Annotated in this window: 21 protein-coding genes; 15 read left to right on the top strand and 6 right to left on the bottom strand. The window is 65.3% G+C overall.

Features of this window, described 5'->3' with window-relative positions:
- The first annotated feature begins 213 nt into the window (after window positions 1–213).
- Window positions 214–1,782 carry a gamma-glutamyltransferase family protein gene (locus KYE46_RS02640; protein ID WP_219003268.1) on the top strand — a complete coding sequence of 523 codons (1,569 nt, stop codon included), beginning with the start codon at window positions 214–216 and terminating at the stop codon, window positions 1,780–1,782.
- Window positions 1,783–1,799: 17 nt separating this feature from the next.
- Here KYE46_RS02640 and KYE46_RS02635 read toward each other — a convergent pair whose 3' ends face one another.
- Window positions 1,800–4,097 (bottom strand): transglycosylase domain-containing protein, encoded by a 2,298-nt coding sequence (locus KYE46_RS02635; RefSeq protein WP_219003267.1) that lies wholly within the window; start codon window positions 4,095–4,097, stop codon window positions 1,800–1,802.
- A gap of 304 nt (window positions 4,098–4,401) precedes the next feature.
- Between KYE46_RS02635 and KYE46_RS02630 the strand changes: the two genes are divergently transcribed.
- Entirely contained in the window at window positions 4,402–4,740 is a 339-nt protein-coding gene (locus tag KYE46_RS02630) for a P-II family nitrogen regulator (protein ID WP_219003266.1), read from the top strand.
- 27 nt (window positions 4,741–4,767) lie between these two features.
- Entirely contained in the window at window positions 4,768–6,075 is a 1,308-nt protein-coding gene (locus tag KYE46_RS02625; protein WP_219003265.1) for an ammonium transporter, read from the top strand.
- A gap of 71 nt (window positions 6,076–6,146) precedes the next feature.
- Here the strand turns inward: KYE46_RS02625 and KYE46_RS02620 are convergent, their stop codons facing one another.
- Window positions 6,147–6,779, bottom strand: a complete 633-nt coding sequence (locus KYE46_RS02620) for an SCO family protein (RefSeq protein ID WP_219003264.1) — start codon at window positions 6,777–6,779, stop codon at window positions 6,147–6,149.
- Between the two features lie 98 nt (window positions 6,780–6,877).
- Between KYE46_RS02620 and regB the strand changes: the two genes are divergently transcribed.
- From regB to KYE46_RS02570, 10 genes are all read left to right on the top strand, one after another.
- Window positions 6,878–8,299, top strand: coding sequence for a sensor histidine kinase RegB (gene regB / locus KYE46_RS02615; protein WP_219003263.1), 1,422 nt, complete (start codon window positions 6,878–6,880; stop codon window positions 8,297–8,299).
- A gap of 119 nt (window positions 8,300–8,418) precedes the next feature.
- On the top strand, window positions 8,419–10,068 hold the full coding sequence (locus KYE46_RS02610) for a PAS-domain containing protein (RefSeq protein ID WP_219003261.1): 1,650 nt from the start codon (window positions 8,419–8,421) through the stop codon (window positions 10,066–10,068).
- A 45-nt stretch (window positions 10,069–10,113) separates the two neighbouring features.
- Entirely contained in the window at window positions 10,114–10,644 is a 531-nt protein-coding gene (gene tsaE / locus KYE46_RS02605) for a tRNA (adenosine(37)-N6)-threonylcarbamoyltransferase complex ATPase subunit type 1 TsaE (RefSeq protein WP_219003259.1), read from the top strand.
- Window positions 10,641–11,567, top strand: a complete 927-nt coding sequence (locus KYE46_RS02600) for an aminoglycoside phosphotransferase family protein (RefSeq protein ID WP_219003258.1) — start codon at window positions 10,641–10,643, stop codon at window positions 11,565–11,567. The genes tsaE and KYE46_RS02600 overlap by 4 nt, the downstream gene beginning before the upstream one ends.
- Complete coding sequence (locus KYE46_RS02595; protein WP_219003257.1) at window positions 11,564–12,244, top strand: nucleotidyltransferase family protein; 681 nt, start codon at window positions 11,564–11,566, stop codon at window positions 12,242–12,244. Before KYE46_RS02600 ends, KYE46_RS02595 begins: the two co-directional genes overlap by 4 nt.
- A complete protein-coding gene (gene addB, locus KYE46_RS02590) occupies window positions 12,234–15,209 on the top strand; it encodes a double-strand break repair protein AddB (protein ID WP_219003256.1) in 2,976 nt (991 codons plus the stop codon). The genes KYE46_RS02595 and addB overlap by 11 nt, the downstream gene beginning before the upstream one ends.
- On the top strand, window positions 15,202–18,576 hold the full coding sequence (gene addA, locus KYE46_RS02585; protein ID WP_219003255.1) for a double-strand break repair helicase AddA: 3,375 nt from the start codon (window positions 15,202–15,204) through the stop codon (window positions 18,574–18,576). The genes addB and addA overlap by 8 nt, the downstream gene beginning before the upstream one ends.
- A 63-nt stretch (window positions 18,577–18,639) precedes the next feature.
- Entirely contained in the window at window positions 18,640–18,960 is a 321-nt protein-coding gene (gene trxA, locus KYE46_RS02580; protein WP_219003254.1) for a thioredoxin, read from the top strand.
- Window positions 18,961–19,112: 152 nt separating this feature from the next.
- The gene (locus KYE46_RS02575) at window positions 19,113–19,673 is read left to right on the top strand and encodes an ActR/PrrA/RegA family redox response regulator transcription factor (RefSeq protein ID WP_219003253.1); all 561 of its coding nucleotides are present in this window, start codon (window positions 19,113–19,115) and stop codon (window positions 19,671–19,673) included.
- Between the two features lie 80 nt (window positions 19,674–19,753).
- On the top strand, window positions 19,754–20,038 hold the full coding sequence (locus KYE46_RS02570; RefSeq protein ID WP_219003252.1) for a hypothetical protein: 285 nt from the start codon (window positions 19,754–19,756) through the stop codon (window positions 20,036–20,038).
- Here KYE46_RS02570 and KYE46_RS02565 read toward each other — a convergent pair.
- The gene (locus tag KYE46_RS02565) at window positions 20,035–20,430 is read right to left on the bottom strand and encodes a hypothetical protein (protein WP_219003251.1); all 396 of its coding nucleotides are present in this window, start codon (window positions 20,428–20,430) and stop codon (window positions 20,035–20,037) included. The genes KYE46_RS02570 and KYE46_RS02565 overlap by 4 nt on opposite strands.
- 14 nt (window positions 20,431–20,444) lie before the next feature.
- A complete protein-coding gene (locus KYE46_RS02560; protein ID WP_219003249.1) occupies window positions 20,445–21,350 on the bottom strand; it encodes a LysR family transcriptional regulator in 906 nt (301 codons plus the stop codon).
- A gap of 68 nt (window positions 21,351–21,418) precedes the next feature.
- Here KYE46_RS02560 and KYE46_RS02555 point away from each other — a divergent pair, with 68 nt between their 5' ends.
- Window positions 21,419–21,607 (top strand): hypothetical protein, encoded by a 189-nt coding sequence (locus KYE46_RS02555; RefSeq protein ID WP_219003248.1) that lies wholly within the window; start codon window positions 21,419–21,421, stop codon window positions 21,605–21,607.
- 79 nt (window positions 21,608–21,686) lie between these two features.
- Here KYE46_RS02555 and KYE46_RS02550 read toward each other — a convergent pair whose 3' ends face one another.
- Both KYE46_RS02550 and KYE46_RS02545 read right to left on the bottom strand, forming a co-directional pair.
- Window positions 21,687–22,172 (bottom strand): GNAT family N-acetyltransferase, encoded by a 486-nt coding sequence (locus KYE46_RS02550; RefSeq protein WP_219003247.1) that lies wholly within the window; start codon window positions 22,170–22,172, stop codon window positions 21,687–21,689.
- 32 nt (window positions 22,173–22,204) lie between these two features.
- On the bottom strand, window positions 22,205–22,804 hold the full coding sequence (locus KYE46_RS02545) for an HD domain-containing protein (RefSeq protein WP_219003246.1): 600 nt from the start codon (window positions 22,802–22,804) through the stop codon (window positions 22,205–22,207).
- Between the two features lie 196 nt (window positions 22,805–23,000).
- Between KYE46_RS02545 and ahcY the strand changes: the two genes are divergently transcribed.
- On the top strand, window positions 23,001–24,386 hold the full coding sequence (gene ahcY, locus KYE46_RS02540) for an adenosylhomocysteinase (RefSeq protein WP_219003245.1): 1,386 nt from the start codon (window positions 23,001–23,003) through the stop codon (window positions 24,384–24,386).
- Window positions 24,387–24,515: the final 129 nt, after the last annotated feature.

The following is a 24,515-nucleotide window of genomic DNA, read 5'->3' as shown; positions in this document are numbered from 1 at the left end:
AAGCGCCCCAATCTGACCTAAAGCGCGCCGCGATGGGGGGGCATACCTCCTCTCGTAGCTGCAGAGGCTTCCCTCGGCGTCGCGTATCAAAGCCCCCACCCAGAGCGCGGCGTCGAGGAACTCTGCAGCCACAAACCTCCTCCCTTCGCACTTCCCCTTGCCCCTCGCGCAGAGCTGATTAGGGTCTGGCGTCGACACAACACGAGGGGCACGATGCGAGATTTTCACCAACCCGGACGGTCCGCCGTCTTCGCCGACAACGGCATGTGCGCCACGTCGCATCCTCTTGCGGCGCAGGTCGCGATCTCGCTTCTGCAACAGGGTGGCAACGCGGTAGACGCCGCGATTGGCGCCGCGATCCTTCTTGGGCTGTGCGAGCCGCAAAGCACCGGGATCGGGGGCGATATGTTCGCGCTCGTGGCGCAACCGGATGGTGAGATCATCGGCCTCAACGGTTCGGGCCGGGCGCCCGCGGGGTTGAGCGCCGATGCCCTCCGCGCGCAGCACGACACCATGCCGCTTTACGACATCAGCGCGGTGACGGTGCCGGGTGCTGTTGACGGGTTCTGCCGCCTGCACGAGGATCACGGCAAACTGCCCCTCGCCGACGTTCTGGCGCCGTCGATCCATTATGCCGACGCTGGCATCCCGATCGCGCCGCGCGTGGCGCTGGACTACGCGACATCTGCGGATGTGCTGCAAGGCGCGGGCCGGCGGCATTACCTGCAGGACGACAAACCGCTCCCGGTCGGCGCCCGGTTCAAGGCGCCGGGACAGGCCGAGGTCTTGCGCCGGATCGCCGCCGAAGGGCGGGCGGGCTTCTACGAAGGCGAGGTGCTGGAAGACATGCTCACCAGTCTGCAGGCGCTCGGCGGCACCCATACGGCAGAGGATTTTGCCAAGACCGCCTGCAACTATGTCACCCCGCTGCGCTCAACCTACCGCGACGCGGAGCTGATCGAACTGCCGCCCAACGGCCAGGGCGCAACGGCGATGCTGATCCTCAACATGCTCGAGACGCTGACGCCGCAGGAGAACCCCTTCGGCACGCAGCGGGCGCATCTGGAGGCCGAGGCCACGAAGCTCGGGTATGATGCGCGCGACCGGTTCCTTGCCGACCCCGATCACGTCTCGAAGCTCGACCATTTTCTGTCGAAGGATACGGCGGCGCGGCTGGCGGGATTGATCGACCCGGACACTGCCATGCCGGATCCCCGCGCGGCCTCCGACAACGTGCACAAGGACACGGTCTATATCACCGTGGTCGACAGTGAGCGCCGTGCGGTGAGCCTGATCTACTCGGTGTTCCATTCCTTCGGATCGGGTTTCGCGTCAGACAAGTTCGGCATCCTTTTCCAGAACCGCGGAGGCGGCTTCACGCTGGAGAAGGGACATCCGAACGAAGCCGGGCCCGGCAAGCGGCCGCTTCACACGATCATCCCCGGCGTACTGAAGCTTGGCGATGGTTCGACCATGCCGTTTGGCGTCATGGGGGGCGCGTGGCAATCGACGGGTCATGCGCGCTTTGTGTCGAACGTGGTGGACTACGGTATGGACCCGCAAGCGGCGATCGATGCGCCGCGCGCTTTCGCGGAGGGCGGCGAAGTCCGGGTCGAGCGTGGCTACAGCGAGGAAATGCGGAACGGGATGGCACAGAAGGGCCACAAGCTGATCACGCCGTTACAGCCGATTGGCGGGGCGCAGGCGATCCGCATTCATCCCGACGGCGTGCTGGAAGGCGGCTCGGACCCGCGCAAGGATGGTATCGCGCTCGGGTATTGAACCCGGCGCGACCTCCTTTAGCGCAGCGGTCCGAAGAGCTGGTTCAACACGTTGTTGACGGCATCGCCGATGTTGCGCGGCCCCTGACCGCCGCCGAGCGGCACTCGAGTTCCTTGCGGCGTGACCGGCCCGCGGATGACACCATCGGCGTCGGTTCGCAGGACATCTCCGGTATTCGGGTTCACCGGGAAGGCGCGCCCTTCGGCATCCACAAAAGCGCCCGCGTTGCCTTGGCCCGCTTCCGCAACGGGGTCGATCATCGGCAAGGGACGGACCGGGAGATCCGCGTGGATCTGCTCCATCGCCTGCCGCCAGATCTCGGAGGGCAGGCCACCGCCGGTCACGCCGGAAAGCGGCCGGTTGTCATCGTAGCCCATCCAGACACCTGCGACGTAATCGGCGGTGAAACCCACGAACCACGCATCGCGCGCGCTGTTGGTGGTGCCGGTCTTGCCCGCAGCGGGGCGATCCGGCAGCGCGGCACGGCGGCCCGATCCTTCGGCGACCACGCGGCTCATCATGTAGGTGAGTTGCCGGGCGGAATCCTCTGAAATCACGCGCTCACGGATACCGGTCTGCTGCTCGAACATCGGCTCGGCTTCTTCCATCAGGCGCAGTTCGGTCATGCCGTAGGGGCGCACGGCGGAGCCACCGTTCAGAATGCCCGCGTAGGCGCCTGTCATCTCGATCAAGGTGGATTCCGACGCGCCCAAGGCCAGCGCCGGCCCCGCGGCGAGGTCACTCTCGATGCCGAAATCACCGGCCACCTGTCGGACGAGGTCGCGGCCGACTTCTTCGGAGAGTCGCACGGCGGCGGTGTTGAGGGAGCTCTGCAGCGCCTCGGTCAGCGTTACCATTCCGTAGAACTGGCGCGTGTAGTTCTCGGGACAATATTGCCCTGACCCCGGCACATCCATGCAGAGCTCGGCGTCGAGAATCATGTCGTCGAAGCGCCATCCGAGGTCCAGCGCGGTGGCATAGACGAAGGGTTTGAAGGCGCTGCCGGGCTGGCGGACGGCTTGCACCGCTCGGTTGAAGGTGCCGCCGCCAGACAGATCGCGGCCGCCCACCATGGCGCGCACGGCACCGTCGGCGCTCATCACGACGATGGCGGCTTCGGCCTCAGATCCTTCGCGGACCTGCTCGGCAAAGACGTTCTGGATCGAGGCTTCCGCCGCCGCCTGGATGTCCGGGTCGAAGGTGGTGCGGATGATGACATCCTCGGTGGTGTCGCCGGTCAGGAAGTCGGGACCGACAGACATGATCCAGTCGGCGAAATAGCCGCCGGTGTCCTGGCTTGCCGCTTGCGAGAGGGTGGCGGGGTTGGCGCGGGCGCGGTCGGCCTCCTCCGCGCTCAGATAGTCCTGCTCCTCCATCAGGTTCAGCACCACGTTGGCCCGTTCCTGTGCCCGTTGCAGATCGCGGGTCGGCGCGTAGTAGGACGGAGCCGAGAGGAGGCCCGCGAGCATCGCGGATTGCTGCGGGTTTACGTCGGCGGAGGGAACGCCGAAATACCGCTGCGACGCGGCTTCAAAACCGCGGGAGCCGGCGCCGAGATAGGCGCGGTTGAGGTAGACCGACAGGATTTCGGCCTTGGAATAGCGCAGCTCCATCGCGAAGCTGAACGGCACTTCCTGAATTTTCCGCCACAGGGTCGTACGGCGGCAATCGGCCTCGTAATCGGCCTCGCTGTCATATTCATTGGGGTCATAGCCGCGCCCGAGGCACAGCAGCTTTGCCACCTGCTGCGTGATGGTGGAGCCGCCATGCCCGGAAAACGGCCCGCGCCCCTCGGAAAGGTTGATCCGGATGGCAGAGGCGATGCCGCGGGGAGACACGCCGAGATGCCGCCAGAAGCGGCGGTCTTCCGTAGCAACGACCGCGTTCACCAGATGGGGCGAGGCGGTGTCGGGTGTGATTGCGCCGCCGAACTGCTCTCCGCGCCAGGCAAAGACCTCTCCGTGTCGGTCCAGCATCGTGACCGAGCCGCGCGCCCGGGCGTCAAGAAGTTGGGTCACATCGGGCAGTTGCACGTAGTAGTAGCCCGTCGCGAGCGCGACGATCAGCGCGACAACGGCCGCGCTGCGCCAGATCAAGCTCCAGATCAGATGCGTGATGAACCGGAAGACGCGGCCGACAAACCCCAGAAAACCCTTGCGCTGCGGCGCCTTCCGACGCGTGGCCCGCGCCTTGCGCGGCTTGCGTCCGCCCGTGCCACCGCCGTTACCACCACGGGTCGCACCGGTGCGTTTGGGTGTCGTGGAGGTCCGCCGGTCGGCCACCAGCCGCCGTTTGCCATTGCCGGAAGGGCTCATCTCGTTCTTGCCTCGTCTTGGGGGCCCGATTGCGCTTTTGCCGGGGCCTACCTCATTTAACGGCCACATTATCCATATTCATGGGGAAAGCGAAGAGGTGGCGGAACCTTGCTTGTCTCTACGTTGCCCAAAATTAGGGCGTTTCCGCCAAATTGCGCAAGAATTTTGCAAAACAGCCGTTAACGCCTCCTTAAAGCCCCCCGATTCATTGCCCCCGATGGGTCATACGCCCTGTCTTACCCTCCATAGCGCCCCGCTTCCGGGGTCGTGAGGGACAGTCAAAACCGCAAAGGGGTGACAGACAGTGAAACTCATCATTGCAGCAATCAAACCGTTCAAGCTGGAGGAGGTCCGCGAGGCGCTGACCGCCATTGGCGTGGGCGGAATGATGGTGACCGAGATCAAGGGCTTCGGTTCGCAGTCCGGTCATACGGAAATCTATCGCGGCGCCGAATACGCCGTGAACTTCGTGCCGAAGGTAAAGCTCGAAATCGTCGTGGCCGCGTCCATGGCCGAGCAGGTCGTCGAGACGATCCGCTCTGCCGCGAAGACCGACAAGATCGGCGACGGCAAGATCTTCGTTCTCGACGTGGACAGCGCCCTGCGGGTGCGCACCGGCGAAACCAACGACGACGCTCTGTAAGCGGCGATGGGTAAGGGAAACAATCCGATGAATACCAAGTATCTACTTCCGGCCATGGCAGCCGCGGCGATTGCGCTGCCGTCCATGGCTGCGGCCCAGGACGAGGCCGCGCTGCACACCTCCTACATCTTCACCACGCTGCTGTTCCTGATCGGCGGCTTCCTTGTGTTCTGGATGGCCGCAGGCTTCGCGATGCTCGAGGCGGGTCTCGTGCGTTCCAAGAACGTCGCGATGCAGCTGACCAAGAACATCGCGCTCTTCTCCATCGCGGCGATCATGTACTGGCTGGTCGGCTTCGGCATCATGTACCCGGCCGACTGGCTGATCGAAGGCTGGCTCGGCCCGTTCTTCGCCATCACCTCGCTGGAGCCGGTGGGCCTCGCCGATACGGAAACGGCGCTTGATTACGCCTCTGTCGGGTCGGACTTCTTCTTCCAGCTGATGTTCTGCGCCACCACGGCCTCGATCGTTTCGGGCACCTTGGCCGAGCGGATCAAGCTCTGGCCCTTCCTGATCTTCGTGGTCGTGCTGACCGGCCTGATCTACCCGATCGAGGCGTCCTGGCAGTGGGGCGGCGGCTGGTTGTCCGAGGCGGGCTTCTCCGACTTCGCAGGCTCCACCCTCGTGCACGCCGCAGGTGGCTTCGCGGCGCTGGCCGGTGCCATCATCCTCGGCCCGCGTCTGGGCAAATACAAGGATGGCCGCGTCAACCCGATCCCCGGCTCCAACCTGGCGCTGGCAACCTTGGGTACGTTCATCCTGTGGCTCGGCTGGTTCGGCTTCAACGGCGCATCGCAGTTGGCGATGGGAACCATTGGCGACGTGGCTGACATCTCGCGGATCTTCGCCAACACCAACATGGCCGCTGCGGCCGGCGCGGTTGCTGCCCTGATCCTCACGCAGGTGATGTACGGCAAGGTCGACCTTACCATGGTGCTGAACGGCGCATTGGCGGGCCTCGTGTCGATCACCGCCGAACCGCTTGCGCCGTCGCTCTTCGGGTCGCTCCTGACCGGTGCCGTGGGTGGCCTGATCGTGGTCTTCACCGTGCCGCTTCTCGACAAGCTGAAGATCGACGACGTCGTCGGTGCGATCCCGGTGCACCTCTTCGCCGGCATCTGGGGCACGCTCGCCGTCGCCTTCTACACCGGCAACTGGGGCGCGCAGATCCTCGGCATTGCAGCCATCGGCATCTTCGTCTTCGTGGTCTCCCTGATCGTCTGGCTGGCGCTGAAAGGCACGGTCGGCATTCGGGTCGGCGAAGAGGAAGAGATCAACGGCCTCGACGTCGCCGAGCTCGGCATGGAAGCCTACCCGGAATTCTCCAAAGGCTGAGATCACCGACACCAAAGCGAAAGGGCCGCCCCATCGGGCGGCCCTTTTTCTGTCCGGGGTCGCGTGCCGCCCTAACCGGCAGCTTCGATGAAACAGGCCGTGCGCTCGGCCATTTCGCCGGGGGTGACGTCGCGGTTGAAGAACTCGGCGAAGCCCACCTCGGGCAGCATCAGATAGGTAAAGGCCGTGTGGTCGACGAGGTAATAGGGGTCGGTGCCATCGTCGTGGACTTGGTAATACACCCGGTAGGCGCTCGCCGCCGCCTGGGTCTGGTCGGTCGTCCCGGTCAGTCCCAGCATCCGGGGGTGCACGTTGTCGGTGAAGGCGGCCATGACCTCGGGCGTGTCGCGGTTGGGGTCGACGGTCACAAAGGTCGGTTGCACGCTGAAGCCGCGCTCTTCCAGCATGTCGACGGCCTCGGCGTTGCGCACGCTGTCCAAGGGGCAGACGTCGGGGCAGGAGGTATAGCCGAAATACATCAGCGTGGGCTCGGTGATCACATCGGCATCCGTCACCGTCTCTCCGGTTTCCGAGACCAGCTCGAACGGGCCGCCGATCGAACCGCCGCCACCGGCCACGATGCCCTGCCGGCACTGCGCGAACTGGTCGGCGTCCCCAGACTTGGCGAGATAAATCGCAACGCCGGTTCCTGCCATCAGCACGCCGATCAGCGCCACCGAGGCGAGGGCATATGTCCGTGTCATAGTAGTAGCCTCACATTCAGAATTTCATCGCGTTGATTACCTAGCCGGACGTGCCTAACAATTCACAAGCACGTAGATGTGACAGGATGCCCTGCCCGATGGCGATCAGTGAGCCCGTATTAGACCCCGCCCTGCGGTTGGTCCAGCAAGACAGCCGCGTGGATTGGGTCCGGCTGAGGACGCTCCTGGTTCTGCGCTGGTTGGCCATTCTGGGTCAGACCATCGCGGTGGTGACGGCCACGTTCTACCTCGGCTTGCGGTTCGAGCTTGGGCTGTGTTTCTTGGCTATCGGGGCGAGCGTCGTCTCGAACCTGATCGCGATGTACATCTTTCCCGAGAACCAGCGCCTCAGCGACCGGGACGCGATGCTGACGCTTCTCTTCGATCTGGCGCAGCTCTCGTTCCTGCTGTTTCTGACCGGCGGTCTGAACAATCCCTTTTCGCTGCTGATCCTCGCGCCGGTGACGATCTCCGCCACCGCGCTCACCATGCGCTCGACCGTGATCCTCGGGCTTCTGGCGATCTTGCTGATCACCTGTCTCGCCATCTGGCACCTGCCGCTGGTGACGCTTGGCGGTGAGGTTCTGGCCCTGCCCGGCCTGTTCACCTTCGGCTTCTGGGTCTCGCTGGTGATCGGGATTCTATTCCTGTCGGCCTATGCGCGCCGCGTTGCTTCGGAAACGCACCGGATGAGCCAGGCGCTGTTGGCCACCCAGATGGCGCTCGCGCGTGAGCAGAAGCTGACCGACCTCGGCGGCGTGGTCGCGGCGGCGGCCCATGAGTTGGGCACGCCACTGGCGACGATCAAGTTGACCGCGACCGAGTTGATGGACGACCTCTCGGATCAACCGATGCTGGCCGATGATGTGGCGTTGATCCGCGATCAGGCAGACAGGTGCCGTGATATCCTGCGCTCCATGGGACGGGCGGGGAAGGACGACATCCACATGCGCCGCGCGCCGCTGGAGGCAGTGCTGCGCGAAGCGGCCGAGCCCCACGCCGACCGAGGCGTGGCGTTGCATTTCGACGTTCACCCGGACGAGGACCTCGCGGACGAGGAAGAGCAGCAACCCCAGATCTGGCGCAAGTCCGAGATCATCCACGGCATTCGGAACCTGGTTCAGAACGCCGTCGATTTCGCGGATGAAAAGGTCTGGATCGAAGCGGTGTGGAGCGCCGGGACGGTGAGCGTCACGATCACCGATGACGGCCCCGGCTTCCCGCCGGACATGCTCGGGCGGCTTGGAGACCCGTTCCTGCGCCGACGCAACCGCGCCCATGCGGATCTGCGCCCCGGATACCAGGGCATGGGCCTTGGCCTGTTCATCGCGAAAACCTTGCTGGAGCGGTCGGGCGCGAAGATCCATTTCATCAACGTAGCAGACCCTTTCCTTACCGCCGATGACACCCGCGGACAGTCGGGCGCGCAGGTTCAGGTCATCTGGCCGAAAGCCGTGATCTCCCCTGAGGACGCGCAATCCCGTGGGGCATTAGGCCCGAACACGCCGATAATTGACTGAAAACGCCGGGCATTGTTTCGCAACTGGCGACAGTGCGCGGCTGACAGCCCTACGCGATTAACCAGCCATTAACCGTTTTGCCCCAAGATCAGCGATGGGACAGAGACGGGGTACGTGGGTTGGACAACGCGGCAACGCTGATTTTCATAGGGATCACCCTTGCTACGGCAGCAATGGGCGTGGTCCTGACAACCCGGCTATTGGCCGGCCGGCTCATCGCCCGATCAGGCGGCGCGCCCCCTCGCGGGTCGGGCAATAGCGACGTCCTTCGACGCTACCGGTTCCGCGAAGGCTACCTTCTGTCCGATGTGGACCGGGACGACGCCTTCCTCGATCACGACATAGACCGGACCATGGCCTTCAAACGGCTGGTGTCATCGCTTGTTCCGATCAGCCCCGACCTCAAACCTCACCTCACCGCCCTGCAGGACCGGGGCGATGCCTTCGTGATAGAGGGGCGGATCGGGTCGGATCCGGTGCTGATCGGCGGACGGCTGGAAGAGGACGACGTGCTCAGCCTCTCGGTCGGCCCCGCTGACAAGCGCGAGGGGCGGCAGACGGTGGAGGCGGCGACGTTGAGCGCTTTGCAGGCCGAGCTGTCGGACCTCCGCGCGGCACTGGATACCGGGGTCGTGCCGATGTGGCGAGAGGACCGGGACGCACGGGTGATCTGGGCCAATGCCTCCTATTTCGACCTGCTCGAACGCCAGCAAGGGGGCGATGCGCCCTGCTGGCCGCTACCGAGGGTCTTCGCTTCGGCGCTGGAAGAGGCCCCCACCGAAGGTACGATCCGGCGCTGCAGCATCGCGTTTCCGGATCGTGATGAACCGACGTGGTACGAGGTCAGCCGCGACGAGTTGCCCGGTGGCAGCGCGCTTTTCACGGCGCAACCGGCGGATCGCCTCGTCCGCGCCGAAACCAACCTGCGCCATTTCCTGCAGACAACCACCAAGACCTTCGCGGCGCTCCCTGTCGGGCTTGCCGTCTTCGACCGGAAACGCCAACTCGTCACCTTCAATCCGGCGCTCGTGGCGCTGACGCAGGTCGGTGCGGAGTTCCTCTCGGCCCGGCCGGACCTACGTTCATTTCTGGACCAGCTGCGCGAGATGAAACGGATGCCCGAGCCGCGTGATTATCGCAGTTGGCGCGACGAGATTGCGCAGCTTGAGGAGGGCGCCGAAAACGGCACCTACCGACAACTCTGGGAGCTGCCCGAAGGCAAGACCTTCCGCGTCATGGGCCGTCCGCATCCTGACGGGGCGATTGCCTTCATGTTCGAGGATATCAGCGCGGAAGTCTCTCTCACCCGGCAATTCCGGGCCGATCTGGATATGTTTCAGGCGGTGCTGGACGCCATTCCGGCAGCCATCGCGGTGTTCCAAGCCGATGGCGCCATGGTCGGCGCGAACGAAGGCTATGGCAGGCTCTGGGGTCAGGATCCGCAGGATCTCGCGCAGATGCCGCATCTCAACCAGACCTGTCAGGACTGGGCGAAAGGCTGCAAGCCGAGCCCGGTCTGGGGCGAGATCCGACAATTCGTGGGTCACGAGATCGAGCGCGCGCCCTGGGTGGAAGAGATCGAGACCCTGAACGGCATGCGCCTCGCCGTACGGATGGCGCCGACGCGGGGCCGCGCCACGGTGATCCAGTTCCACCCCCTCGACATCAACGTCGCCGATCCCCTTGCAGAGTTGGGCGTGCCCCCTGCGACGCCGCTTCTGGATGCCGCACGCGCGCAGGTTCCCGAGGATACGCAACGCCGCGCGTAGGGTTTCGATTCAATTCCCCGGCGTTCCCGTCTAGGTTGCTCATCGATGACGCAGCCCCTGATCCCCTTGCCCGAAACCGATGCCCCCACCCTGCCCGACTGGCCGGTCGTGGGCGCTGTCGATCTGCCCTCTCCGCAAGCCACCGACGCTCTGGCCGCGCGCCTTGCCGCCGTGCTGCGCGCGGGGGATGCGCTGCTGCTCTCAGGCGGGCTCGGCGCGGGGAAAACCCACCTCGCCCGCGCGTTGATCCGCGCTGCCATGGGAAACCCTGAAGAGCCTGTCCCGAGCCCTACGTTTACCTTGGTGCAAACTTACGAGACGGGCGACACGGCGCTTTGGCATGCGGATCTTTACCGCCTCGGCGATCCCTCCGAGGTTGATGAACTTGGCTTGACCGAAGCGCTGGACGAGGCAATCTGCCTGATCGAGTGGCCTGACCGTCTGGCGCCTGATTGGCCCGAGAATGCGGTCCTGCTCCATCTGACCCGCCGCGATGACGAGCGCCGTGAAGCGGTACTCCATGCATCGCCGACGTCGGCGCTCGCGACACGGGTCCGCGAGGCTCTGCAGCCATGAGCCACGCCGCGTTTCTTGCCGCGGCCGGATGGGGAGGTGCCGAAGCGACGCCCTTGGCGGGCGATGCCTCCACCCGGCGCTACCTGCGATTGAGCCGTGACGGGCGCACCGCGATCTTGATGGTCGCCCCGGTGTCGACGGCGGCCGAACAGGCGAGCTACACGGCTTTCCGCAAGATCTGCACCCATCTGCGCAGCCTCACGTTGTCCGCTCCGGAGGAGTTGCACGCCTCGCCAAGAGACGGGCTGATCCTGATGGAAGATCTGGGCGACATCAGCCTCTCGCGCCTGTTGGAGAGCCGGCCGGACGAAGCCCGAGAGGCCTACGAGACGGCTGCGGCGCTGTTGCAGATCGTGAAGCGCCAGAATGTCCCTGATCTTGCAGCGCCGGATGCGGAGGAGATGGCCCGGATGACGGCGCTGACCTTCGATTTCGTGGAGAATAGTGACGCGTTGCGGGTGAAAGTCCTGTCCGGCCTTGCGCAAGCGCTCGCCTCCCATGCGCCGGGGCCGAGCGTGCTGTCTCTTCGCGATGTCCATGCCGACAACCTCATGTGGCTGCCCAAGCGGAGCGCGGAAGCGCGCGTCGGTCTACTGGATTTTCAGGACGCAATGATGCTGCCCGACGGCTATGATCTGGCGTCTCTGCTGGACGACCCGCGCCGCGTCGTGCCCGAGGACTGGCGCTGCGCGTTGATCGAGGCTCACAGCACGCCGACCCGCATCGCGACCCTTTCGTTGCAACGCAACCTGCGGATTCTCGGCATCTTCCGGCGCTTGTCGACGTCGTTTGGCAAGCCCGCCTACGCCGCCTATCTGCCTCGCACCCGCGCACTGGTGGCGCGCGCGGCGGCGGCGGTGCCGGAACTGCAGGGGCCGGTCACCGAATTGCTTGACCGCACCGCCCATTGGGTCGAGCCATGAGCGTGCCTTGCCTGATCCTCGCCGCCGGTTTCGGCACCCGCATGGGCGCCATGACCGCAGACCGCCCGAAACCCCTGATCGAGGTCGCAGGCCGGACGCTGCTGGACCACGCGCTCGACGCCGCGCGGGGGACGGACCCGATCACGGTGAACGCCCATTACCGGGCCGACCAGATCGCGGCGCACTTGGCGGGGCGGGACGTGCATCTCCAGCTTGAAACGCCCGAGATTCTCGACTCCGGCGGATCTGTCAAACGTGCGGTGCAGCGGTGGGGCGAGGGGCCGATGGCAACCCTCAATGCCGATAATGTCTGGACCGGCGCGCCACCGATCAGGCAGCTTGAGGCCGCCTTTGATCCGGCACGCATGGGCGCGTTGCTGCTGCTGGTTCCGCGGGCGGATGCCGTCGGTCGCAAGGGAGGCGGTGACTTCGCCATGACCCCGGACGGGCGGATTGCCTTCGACAAATCTGCCGACACCTACGTCTACGTCGGCGCGCAGATCTTGGACCCCGCGCCATGCCTGAATGACCCCCGCGAGGTATTTTCGCTGCGGGACGTTTGGCAGGGCTACGCGGAAGAGGGGCGGCTTTTCGGCATCGTGCACGAGGGGCGTTGGGCGGACGTCGGGCACCCCGGCGGCATCGAGATGGCAGAGGAGATGTTGCATGTTGTTTGAGCCGAGCACCAAGGCACGGGTCTTCGCGACACCCCTCGGCGTGGATTTCTGCGCCTCGCTCATTGCCGGGCTCGACACGGCGCTGGAGGGTCAGGGCCCCGAAGCACTGGCGCGGGTGGAAATCCACGTGGCCAACGCCCGGATGCAACGTCGCCTGCAAGCGCTCTATATGCAGCGAGGGCCGGGTCTCCTGCCGCGCATCCGGCCCGTTCTGGCGCTGGCGGAGACGGCCGATCTGGAAGGTCTGCCGCCGGCCATGACGCCCCTGGCCCTGCGGCTCGAACTGGCGCAATTGATCGCCAAGCTGATCGACGCCAACCCCGATCTCGCCCCGCGCGCCGCGCTCTATGAACTGGCCGACAGCCTTGCGGATTTCATGGGCGAGATGGTGGAGGAAGGCGTCACGCCGGAGGACATCGCGACCCTCGACATGGGGGATCATTCCGAACATTGGACCCGCGCGCAAGAATTCCTCCGGATCGCGCAAGACTTGATCGCGGCAGAGGATCGACCGACGCCCGAGGCGCGGCAGGCAGAGGTTGTGACGCGGCTGATCGCTGAATGGCGGCACAATCCGCCCGCTCACCCGGTGATCGTGGCGGGCTCCACCGGCTCGCGGCGGGCCACGTTCCGGCTGATGGAAGCGGTGGCGAAGCTGCCTCAAGGTGCCGTGATCCTGCCGGGCATCGATCGCGACATGCCGGCCGAGATCTGGCGCGGGCTGTTGAAAGGTCGCAAGACCGGGCTGGCCGGGGAAGACCACCCGCAATATCGGTTGGCGAAATTTCTCGACGCTGTAGAAGTGGCCCCCGCCGGCGTCCCGATCTGGGGCAGCGATGAACCGGCTGAGCCGCACCGCAACGCTGTCATCTCGCTGGCGCTGCGGCCCGCGCCTGTCACCAACCAATGGCGGACCGAAGGCCCGAAGCTGACCGATGTTTCCGGCGCCATGGCAGGCGTCACTTTGCTGGAGGCCCCCTCGCCGCAAGCAGAAGCCACGGCCATCGCGCTGCGAATGCGCCAGGCAGTTGCAGAGGGACAACGGGCCGCGCTGGTCACGCCGGACCGGCGGTTGGCACGGAAGGTAACGGCGCAACTTGACCGATGGGCAATCACGCCGGACGACAGCGCCGGGCAGGTTCTGGCACAGACCGCGCCGGGGCGCTTTCTGCGGCAGGTGGCCGATGCCATGTGCGCGCCGGTCACCTCCGAGGGGATGGTCGCTCTGCTGAAGCACCCGTTGTGCCATTCCGGCGCCGACCGGGGCGATCACCTGCGCCGCACGCGGGATCTGGAGTTGCAAGTGCTGCGCCGTGGCCTCGCCTTCCCGGAGCGGGACGCGCTTCTAGAGTGGGCCGCGAAGCGAGAGAACGACCCCGATGCGACGGCTTGGGTCACTTGGGTCTCGGACCATCTTCTGGCCGAGGTGAACCGCGCCCCCATGCCGCTGGCGGACCGTTTGGGGCTGCATCAGGCACGGGCCGAGGTGCTGGCGGCGGGCGTCGGCCAGCCCGAGGCAGGGTCGCTCTACAATGGTGAAGCGGGGGAAGAGGCGGCGAAGCTGCTGCGCAACCTCGCCGCCGATGCGCCCTATGGCGGCGCGATGTCGGCCCGCGATTTCGCCGATTTCTTCTCCGCGCTGACCCACGATCGAGAGGCCCGATCCGCGCTGCGCCCCCATGCCGACGTGCTGATCTGGGGCACGCAGGAAGCGCGCGTTCAGGGCGCTGACGTCACCATTCTGGCGGGCTTGAACGAGGGCACCTGGCCCCAGGCGGCCAGCGCCGACCCATGGTTGAACCGACCGCTGCGCGACAAGGCCGGGCTACGGCTTCCGGACCGGGTCATCGGCCTCTCGGCGCATGACTTCCAGCAGGGCATCGCGGGCGGAGAGGTCTGGCTGTCGCGCGCCAAGCGGGATGACGAGACCGATACCGTGCCTGCGCGCTGGCTCAACCGGCTGGTGAACCTGCTTGGCGGCGCGAGCAACGAAGCCGCGCAGGCATTGCGCGATATGCGCCGGCGTGGTGACGAATGGATCACGCTTGCGCAGACGCTCACGACCCCGGATCGCAGCGCCGCACCCGAACCGAGACCCGCTCCCGCACCGCAGAATGACACGCGGCTGCCCTACCTTTCGGTGACCGATATCGAACGGCTGATCCGCGACCCTTATGCGATCTACGCCGCCCGGATGCTGCGCCTGCGCGCGCTCGATCCGTTGCGCGCAACGCCCGACGCGCGCCTGCGGGGCAACGTCATCCACAATATCCTCGAACGCTTCATCAAGGAGACGTCCGACGCGCTGCCCCCCGACGCCGAGGCGCAATTCATGGCCATCGGAGAGGCCATTCTGGCAGAGGAAGCGCCCTGGCCCGCGGCGCGTCACTTATGGCGCAACCGGCTGCAACGGTTGGCGCCGTGGTATCTGACGCAGGAAGCAGGTTTCCGGAAGGTGGCCTCTCCCTGGGTGGTCGAGGAGGACAAGACATGGGACGTTCCCGGCCTGTCACTGGCGCTGCGTGGCAAGGCCGACCGGATCGACAGGGACGCCGCCGGGAGGGTCGCGATCTATGACTACAAGACCGGCTCGGTGCCGACGGAAAACGAGGCGAAGCACTTCAACAAGCAATTGATGCTCGAAGGGCTGATGGCCCGTGGCGGCGCCTTCGCGGACCGCCCGCTGGACGTCGCGCGGCTGGCCTACGTAGGCCTTGGCAGCAAGCCTGAAGTGCGGGATGAGCCCGTGGATACGGCCGCGCTGGACGAGGTTCTGGGCGGGCTGCGCCGGTTGATCACCCACTATCGACAGCGGCAGGTGGGCTTCACCTCACGCCGCGCCGTGACCCAGACGCGGTTCGAGGGGACCTTCGATCACCTCGCGCGGCTTGGGGAATGGGATGAAACGAAAGAGGCCGAGGTGATCCCGGTTGGCGAGACCAAGGGGGAGCAAGCCGATGGATGATGCAACCCGCGCCCAGACCCGCGCCGCCGATCCGGGCACGTCCACGTGGCTCGGTGCCAATGCGGGTTCCGGCAAGACCCGCGTGCTGACCGACCGGGTCGCGCGCCTGCTGCTCGACGGGGTGCCGCCCGAGCGCATCCTCTGCCTGACCTACACCAAGGCCGCCGCGATGGAGATGCAGAACCGCCTGTTCTCGCGCCTCGGCGACTGGGCGATGCAGGACGACACGAAACTGGCCGGGATGCTGGCCGCGATCGGGGTATCCGAGGGCCGATTGAGCGCGGACCTCCTTGACGACGCGCGGACGCTCTTTGCCCGAGCCATCGAGGCGCCGGGTGGGCTGAAGATCCAGACGATCCACTCCTTCTGCGCCTCGGTTCTGCGCCGTTTCCCCTTGGAGGCCCGCGTCAGCCCGGCGTTCACCGAGATCGACGAACGTGTGCAGTCCCGCCTCATCGCGGATCTGCTCGACGAGATGGCGGAGACGCCAGAGGGCCGAGCCGCGCTCGATCTGGTCGCGCCGCATCTGTCGGGGGACGAGGGCGCGATGCAATTGGCCCGCGCCGTCGCCGGCCGGGCCGAGGCGCTGATACCGCCCGCTGATTGGGAGACGATCTGTGACTTCGCGGACATCGATCCGGGGCTGACCGAGAGTGCAGTCTGCGCCTCGGTCATCCTGGGCGACGAGGCCGATCTTGCGGCCGCCGTCATCCCGCACCTTGAAGCAGGCAGCCGCTCGACCGGGACCGCCCACCGCGCGCTGACGACCGTGCAATGGGACGCGCCCCAAATGCGGGACCTTGCCACGCTGGAGGGCGCCTTCCTCTTCGGTGCAACCACGAAGGCCCCCTTCGCGCCCAAGATCGACAAGATCGGCAATGCCAAGACCCGCGCCGCGATCGGGGACGCGATGGAGCCGCTCAACGCCTTGATGGAGCGTATTGCCGAGGCACGCCCGCACCGCTGTGGGCTGATGACCGCGCGGCGCATCCACGCTTTGCACACTTTCGCCGAGCAATTCCTGCCGCTCTACGCCCGCGCCAAGGAAGCACGCGGGTGGCTCGATTTCGACGACCTGATCGACAAGACCCGCAACCTGTTGAGCAACAGCAAGGTGGCGCAATGGGTGCTCTATCGGCTCGACGGCGGGATCGATCACATCCTCGTCGATGAAGCGCAGGATACCGCACCGCGCCAGTGGGAGATCGTCCAACGCCTCGCCGAGGATTTCGCCGCCGGAGAAGGCGCGCGAGAAGACGTGCGGCGGACCATCTTCGTGGTCGGCGACCAGAAGCAGTCGATCTACTCGTTCCAAGGCGCTGATCCGGCGGAGTTCGGACGGATGCGGGACCATTTCGAAGCGCGCCTGAAGGAAATCGGCGCCCCGTTTCAGGACGCGGCGCTGATCCACTCCTTCCGGTCCGCCGCGCCGATCCTTGCGCTTGTGGACAGCGTCGCTGCCGGCCTTGGCGCACCGGGTCTGGGTAGCCTGATCGAGCACCGCTCCTTCTTCGAGACGAAGTCGGGACGTGTCGACCTCTGGCCTGCGATCGAGCAGACGAAGAGTGGCGAGAAGCCTGCATGGGATGACCCGCAGGATCTGGTAAGCGAGGATCACCACTCCTCGGTGCTGGCGCAGACCCTCGCGGCGCGGATCGGTGACATGATCGACACGCCGCCGATGATCGAGGTCGATGGCAAGATGCGACCGGTGGAAGCGGGGGACATCCTGATCCTCGTGCGGTCACGCTCGCCGCTATTTCACAAGATCATCGGCGAGTTGAAACGTGCCGGCCTGCCCGTGGCAGGCGTCGATCGCTCGCAGCTGACGTCACCGCTGGCCGTGAAAGACCTGATGGCCCTGTGCCGTTTCCTCGCTACGCCCGAAGATGATCTCTCATTGGCCTGCGTCTTGCGCTCGCCCCTCTGCGGCCTGTCGGAAGCCGCGCTCTATGACCTCGCCCACGACCGCAAGGGCTTCCTCTGGTCCGCGTTGCGCGAGCGCGCCGCCGAGTTTCCCGAGACCCATGCTATGCTGACGGACCTCCGCGACAACGCGGAATTCCTCAAGCCCTACGACTTGCTGGAACGCGCGCTGATCCGACACGACGGACGCCGGCGCCTGATCGCCCGGCTTGGGCCAGAGGCCGAGGATGCCGTCGATGCCATGCTTGCCCAGGCACTGGCCTATGAGGCGACAGAGGTGCCCTCGCTCACCGGCTTCGTCGGCTGGCTCGATTCCGGCGATGTGCAGGTGAAACGCGATCTGTCTCAGGCCACGGGTCAGATCAGGGTGATGACGGTCCACGGCGCGAAGGGTCTGGAAGCGCCGGTCGTGATCCTGCCCGATTGCGCCATGCCCCGTGGGGGCGGCGGCGGCCGCGTCACCCTGTTGCAACCGGATGGCGGCCCGGTGGTCTGGGCCCCGGCCAAGGGAGACGAAACGGACACCGTGCGCGAGGCCGCGGCCAAAGCGAAGGATCGCGACACACAGGAAGCGAACCGCCTGCTCTACGTCGCGCTGACCCGTGCCGAGAGCTGGCTGATCGTGGCCGCATCGGGCGCTTTGGGACAGGCCGACGCCGGTTCGTGGTACAAGATCGTGGCCGACGCGATGGATGGCATGGGGGCCGAACCGCTGACTGTCGAAGGCTTGGAGGGCACGGGCCTGAGGCTTCAATCGGGCGCTTGGCCCGAGGGCGAGAAGCCCGACGCATCGACCAGAGAGCGCCCCGCCTTGCCGGACTACGCGACCAGCGACGCCCCCGCTTCGGTGCGGGACAAGGCGGCGCGGAAACCGTCGGACCTCGGCGGCGCGAAAGCCTTGCCCGGCGTGGGCGATGAGACCGCAATTGCCATGCAGCGCGGAACCATCACGCACCTCCTGCTCGAGCATCTGCCGCGGCTGCCGCAGGCCGCGTGGCAAGCCGCAGCCCCCGGCATCGCCGCGTTGCATACAGCCGAGCTGCCCGAGGACGCACTGGCGCCCATGTTGGAGGAGGCAACCCGCGTCCTTACCGCGCCGGATCTCGCGCATCTGTTCACAGAGGACTCCTTGGCCGAAGTCGAGATCACCGGCCACTCGAGCACGCTGCAATGTGACGTGATCGGCATCATCGACCGCTTGATCGTGACCGATGGCACGATCACTGCGGTCGACTTCAAGACCAACGCTACGGTCCCCGAGACGCCTGAAGCCACCCCCGAAGGCATTTTGCGGCAAATGGGTGCCTATGCCGAACTGCTCGCCGCGATCTATCCCGGACGCGAAATCAACACCGCCATCTTGTGGTCCCGCACGGGTACTTTAATGCCGCTCCCACACGATATCGTGTCAGCGGCGCTTAAACGCGCAAGCAGTGCTTGACCCTCCGGAGGTCCGTTCTTAGGTTCTGCCTCCGATATAACCTCGCCTGGAGGGCATGAGACCATGGCTACCACCGCCGTTACCGACGCCACTTTTGACGCCGAAGTGAAGCAGTCCGACATCCCCGTCGTTGTAGATTTTTGGGCCGAATGGTGTGGCCCCTGCAAACAGATCGGCCCGGCTCTGGAAGAGCTTTCCGCCGAATACGAAGGCCGCGTGAAGATCGTGAAGATCAACGTGGACGAGAACCCCAACTCCCCCATGCAACTGGGCGTCCGCGGCATCCCCGCGCTGTTCATGTTCAACGGCGGTGAAGTGGTTTCCAACAAGGTCGGCGCCGCACCGAAAGCCGCCTTGCAGAAGTGGATTGAAGAGGCCGTCTGAGCCCTTTCTCACACCATTGCCGAAAGGGCGCCCCGACAACGTTCGGCGGCGCCCTTTTTCGTTTGAAAACGCAGGCGTCCCGGCCTGCGACCGTTTGACCATCTCTCAATTGTTCCTATAACTTGTGGAGCATTCATCAGGAGACGACGTCTATGGCCACGAATGATCGCAACCTCCGAGAAATCGGGCCGGACAAGTCGCTTCTCCTGCTTGATGATGACGAGCCGTTCCTGCGCCGTCTGGAGCGCGCGATGGAGAAGCGCGGCTTCGAGGTCGAGGCTGCGGGCTCGGTTGCGGCGGGCACGGCCATCGCCACGGCACGCCCGCCGGCATATGCCGTCATCGATCTACGGCTGGAGGACGGGAACGGCCTCGACGTGGTGGAGGTTCTTCGCGAAAAACGCCCCGACGCGCGCATCGTGGTCCTGACCGGTTACGGCGCGATTGCAACGGCGGTGGCCGCCGTGAAGATGGGCGCCACGGATTACCTCTCGAAGCCCGCTGACGCGAATGACATCACGTCGGCCCTGCTTGCCGAAGAAGAGGAAATGCCGCCCCCGCCCGAGAACCCGATGTCGGCGGATCGCGTGCGGTGGGAGCATATCCAGCGCGTCTACGAGCTCTGCGATCGCAACGTCTCCGAGACCGCGCGGCGGCTCAACATGCACCGCCGGACCCTGCAGCGCATCCTCGCCAAACGCAGCCCCCGTTGAGGGCGCTTGCCGCCATACTCCTACTGGCCGGTTGCGTGGGCGCGGGTCCAGCTCCGGCTCCTGTAATTGACGGCCCCGTCGTGCCAATTCGTTTCGACAGCGGCGGGATCGAGGCCGTGGGCACAGGCCAGCGGATCGACTTCGGGCGCGCTCAGGCAGGCGTCCTGCAAACGATGACCCGCCTGCAGGGGGGATCGCCTGTGGAGTTGCCCTGCGACAATTCCGCGAACCGCGCCTATCGATGGCGCAATGGGCCAATGCTGGTGTTCCGCAACGGTGCCTTCGCGGGATGGAGCATCAGCGACGCCGCGCAGTCCGCTGACGGGCGCACAGCCTTCGGGCAGACCTGCGTCCCGCTTGGTTAATCGCGCTCCCGGCGCGAGCGCTTCTCGACCGACAGGCCCTTCAAGGGCGCGGAAACACCGGCCAGAACAAAGCCAAACAGGTTGCCGATCCAGCTTTTGCGGGGCGGCTGGAAGTCATCCTCGGGATCGTCGACCAAGTCCCGCTGATCGTGGGGGATCACGGTGCCGCTGGAGATCGCCTCCAACAGCGCGATGGCGTCGTCGTACTGGCGGTCGATCACGTAGATCTCCAACGGCCCGAACGCGAGGGAGTTCATCGGCAGGGTCGAGGTCGTCTCCAACCCCGGCGCGATGGTGAGGAACTCTGCCCCTTCCAGCGCCGCGAGGGCCATGCGGATCTCCATCGGATCGAAGCTCGCCGCGACGCGGGTAAAACCATTGTAGCGGGACAATGCGCGCTCCTGTTTCAGCTCGCCCCGGCGATGCAGCGCGAGTCGCGCCGCAGCCAGGTGACGAAGGTTTGGGCCCGTCGGCTGAGTGGGCCGGGCAGATGGAGAAGATGATAGGCGTATTCCGTGGTCTCTTCCTCGGCCAGCACCTCAAGCCGCCCATCGGCGATGTCCGTCTCGACCAGCGCATGGGGCTGTGCCGAGACCCCTGCCCCCGCGCGGCAGGCGGGCAGAAGCAAGGCATTGGACGGCAGATCGGTGGATTGAAGGGTATTGCGGTCGATCCCGAGCTTGTGCAGGCGTTTGTTGAACTCCGTGTGGGACTGGTCGATCAACCAGGGCAGCGCCAGAACGCGGTCCCAGGCTTCCGGGCTGGAGCGGTTGGCGGGACTGGGCCCGAACCGGCCGGGTTGGGCGACCACCACCATCTTGGCATGGGTCAGGACGATGCCCTCAAGCCCCGGCCACGGCCCCTTGCCATGGCGGATCACGAGATCGACCCCTTCGCGGCGCAGGTCGATCACGTTTTGCGAGGTCTGGACGCTGAGCGGCACGTCGGGATGCGCCGACCAGAACGCGGCGAGGCAGGGCATCAGCCAGTTCTCGGCAAAACTTGGCGTGGTGGAGAGGGTGACCGGCCGATCCTCCCGCCCCCGCCGCATGGACCGTACACCCGCGGCGATCTCGGCGAAGCCGGTGCCGAGGTCTCGGGCGAGTTCAGCCCCCATCTGGGTCGCCACCATGCCCCGGCCCGACCGCCGCAGGAGAGGCTGGCCAAATTCGGTCTCCAACGCCCGCACATGGGCGGCAATCGCGGCGTGCGTCACGTTCAACGCGCGGGCGGCCTCGGAGAGAGACCCAAGCCGCGCCGCGGCCTCGAAGGCCCGCAGGGCCGAGAGAGAGGGAATGTCACGCCAATCCATATGTCACCAGAGCTAACATGTTGCCAGTATTGCGGAGTCGGCAGCTCGGACGCAAGGGGGTATCAAGGATGCACAACCTCAGAAAGGAACGCACCATGTTCGACATTCTCGCAAAGAGCTTCAAGGTCGCCACCCGGTCCGATGGGACATGGAGCGCGCCTGACCACTGGGTGGACCACGACCACCGCACCCGGGCGCAGAAGGAGCGCGACAGTCAGGATCAGCGGCGCTGGTTGCGCCAGACTGGCATCATGTAAGTTTGACTGGCCTCCCCCATGGGCCAGTCCGCGCCGCGGTCTGAAAGCATCTCTCCCGCTTTCAGATCGCGGCGTCGATTCATGCGTCCTTGAGATCGTACCGCTTGAGGATCTTGTCCACGATCGTGCCGTCGGCCATCTCGTAGCCATCGATCCGGCCATAATCCTCGAACCCTCGGGATTGATAATAGGCCAGGCCGCTTTCGTTATCGGCGCGGATATCGGCATTGATCCATAGGTACCCAAGCGCGCGCGCGGTTTCGCGGGTGGCCTGAAACAGTTTCGAGCCGATCCCAAGCCCCTGCTTCCCCGGCTTGGCAAACGTCGCGATATTCACGGCTTCGGGCGGCAGGGCGCTGTTCGGGGCGAGATATTGGAAACCGAGTATCTCACCTTCTTCGGTTTCGGCCACATGCCAGGCTCCGCCCGGACGCGCCATCCATGCGAGGATATCAGAGCGATTGATCTCCCCGGTGATCGCCGTGGTGCCGCCGATGGCGATGATCTCGCGCAGAAGCGCCGCGATCTCTCCGGCATCAAGGTCGTGGGCGGGGCGAATGATCATGGTGCATTCCTATTTCCGGGCATCTCGCCGCATTACGTGAGGCGCGAAAGAAGATCCGCGTGACGGGCCGTGAAATCGGCACGGACCTCCGCCGGGGGTCGGAGATGCAGATCCAACCCCTCGACAAGCGCCGGGTCGGGCCGTCCGAAAAACCGATCGGCCTCGGCCTCTGCAAAGCCCGCGAGCTGCGTCGCCTCCAGCCAGGCGGAGACCTTGTCGGCGCGCTTGATGGCGGCCTTCACGGTCTTGGGCAACGTCGCCGGCAGACCGAAGCGCAGGTGGATCGCGGCGGTGAGCCTGTCGTCCAGACCGCTGTAGCCGGGGCCGACCGCGGCTTTCACCGGGGAGATCATGTCGCCAATGACGTATTCCGGCGCGTCGTGGAGCAGGGCCGCGAGTTGCCACTTGGCCGGACCTTTCGGGTTCAGGCGGGCATGGATGTCCGTCACGAGGATGGAATGTTCCGCCACGGAATAGGCGAAATCGCCCCGGGTCTGGCCGTTCCAGCGTGCTACGAAAGCGAGGCCATGGGCGATATCCTCGATCTCGATATCCATCGGCGTCGGATCGAGCAGGTCCAACCTGCGACCCGAGAGCATGCGTTGCCAGGCACGCGGTTGAGTTTTCGGCATGGGAGGCTCCGGGAAATCGTCTTGGTCGCTTTTATCAACTGTCGCATTGGGGGCCAGCCCCCAAACCCCCGGAGTTGTATTGACCAAGATGAAGGAGCCGGGGGCTGGTCCACCTAGGTCGCATTGCCGCGATAGGAGCGGGCTGGTATGGGACCGCCAAATCGACGCTTATTTTCATGCCCGAGGAGGCAATGACATGGACGACTATATCGTCAAGGATATCGCGCTGGCCGAATTCGGCCGCAAGGAGCTGGACATTGCCGAGACGGAGATGCCGGGGCTGATGGCGCTGCGCGAGGAGTACGGTTCGGAGAAGCCGCTGAAGGGCGCGCGGATCGTCGGCTCGCTGCACATGACGATCCAGACGGCGGTGCTGATCGAGACGTTGGTGGCGCTTGGGGCGGATGTGCGTTGGGCGTCTTGCAACATCTTCTCGACCCAAGACCACGCGGCGGCGGCGATTGCGGCGTCGGGCGTGCCGGTTTTCGCTATCAAGGGGCAGAGCCTGGAAGAGCATTGGGATTATCTGGACCGGTCGTTCCAGTTCGAAGAGGGGCCGAACCTGATCCTCGACGATGGCGGTGATGCGACGCTCTACATTCTCCTTGGCGCGCGGGCCGAGGCTGGTGAGGATATCATTGCGGTGCCCTCGTCAGAAGAGGAAGTGGCGATCAAGGCTCAGATCAAGAAGCGGCTTGAGGCCTCACCCGGCTGGTTCACGAAGATGCGAGACCAGATCGTCGGTGTCTCGGAAGAGACGACGACGGGCGTGCACCGGCTCTATGACCTGCAGAAGAATGGCCAGCTGCCCTTCCCCGCAATCAATGTGAACGACTCGGTCACCAAGTCGAAGTTCGACAACAAGTATGGCTGTAAGGAAAGCCTCGTCGACGGCATCCGGCGCGCCACCGACACGATGTTGGCGGGCAAGGTAGCCGTGGTGTTGGGCTACGGCGACGTGGGCAAGGGTTCGGCCGCCTCGCTCGCCGGTGCGGGCGCGCGGGTGAAGGTGACGGAAGCCGATCCGATTTGCGCGTTGCAGGCGGCGATGGACGGCTTCGAAGTGGTGCTGCTGGAGGATGTCGTGGCAGACGCGGACATCTTCATCACCACTACGGGCAACAAGGACGTGATCCGCATCGAGCACATGCGCGAGATGAAGGACATGGCCATCGTCGGCAACATCGGCCACTTCGATAACGAGATCCAGGTTGCCGCGCTGAAGAACCACAAGTGGACCAACATCAAGGAACAGGTGGACATGATCGAGATGCCTTCGGGCAGCCGGTTGATCCTGTTGTCCGAGGGGCGCCTGCTGAACCTCGGCAATGCCACCGGGCACCCCTCCTTCGTGATGTCGGCCTCCTTCACCAACCAGGTGCTGGCGCAGATGGAGTTGTGGCTGCGGGGCGATGAATACGAGAACCAGGTCTACATCCTGCCCAAGAAGCTCGACGAGAAAGTCGCGCGTCTGCACCTCGCGAAGATCGGCGTAAAGCTGACGGAACTGAACAAGGAGCAGGCCGATTACATCGGCGTGCCGCAGGACGGACCTTTCAAGCCCGAGCACTATCGTTACTAGGTTTTTCGCAGGAAAATGCCGGAAATCGGAAAGCCGCCCGCGAGACTTCGCTGGCGGCTTTTTCGTGATGGAACGGCGCCCCCCGGGGGTCGCGTTGAGTCTCTTATATGGTATTAAATATTTGTTTAT

It is taken from the genome of Gymnodinialimonas ceratoperidinii (assembly GCF_019297855.1).
In the GTDB taxonomy this organism is placed as follows: Bacteria; Pseudomonadota; Alphaproteobacteria; order Rhodobacterales; family Rhodobacteraceae; genus Gymnodinialimonas; species Gymnodinialimonas ceratoperidinii.
The sequence above is the reverse complement of the archived record's forward strand: the minus strand, read 5'-3'. Positions and strand labels throughout refer to the sequence as shown.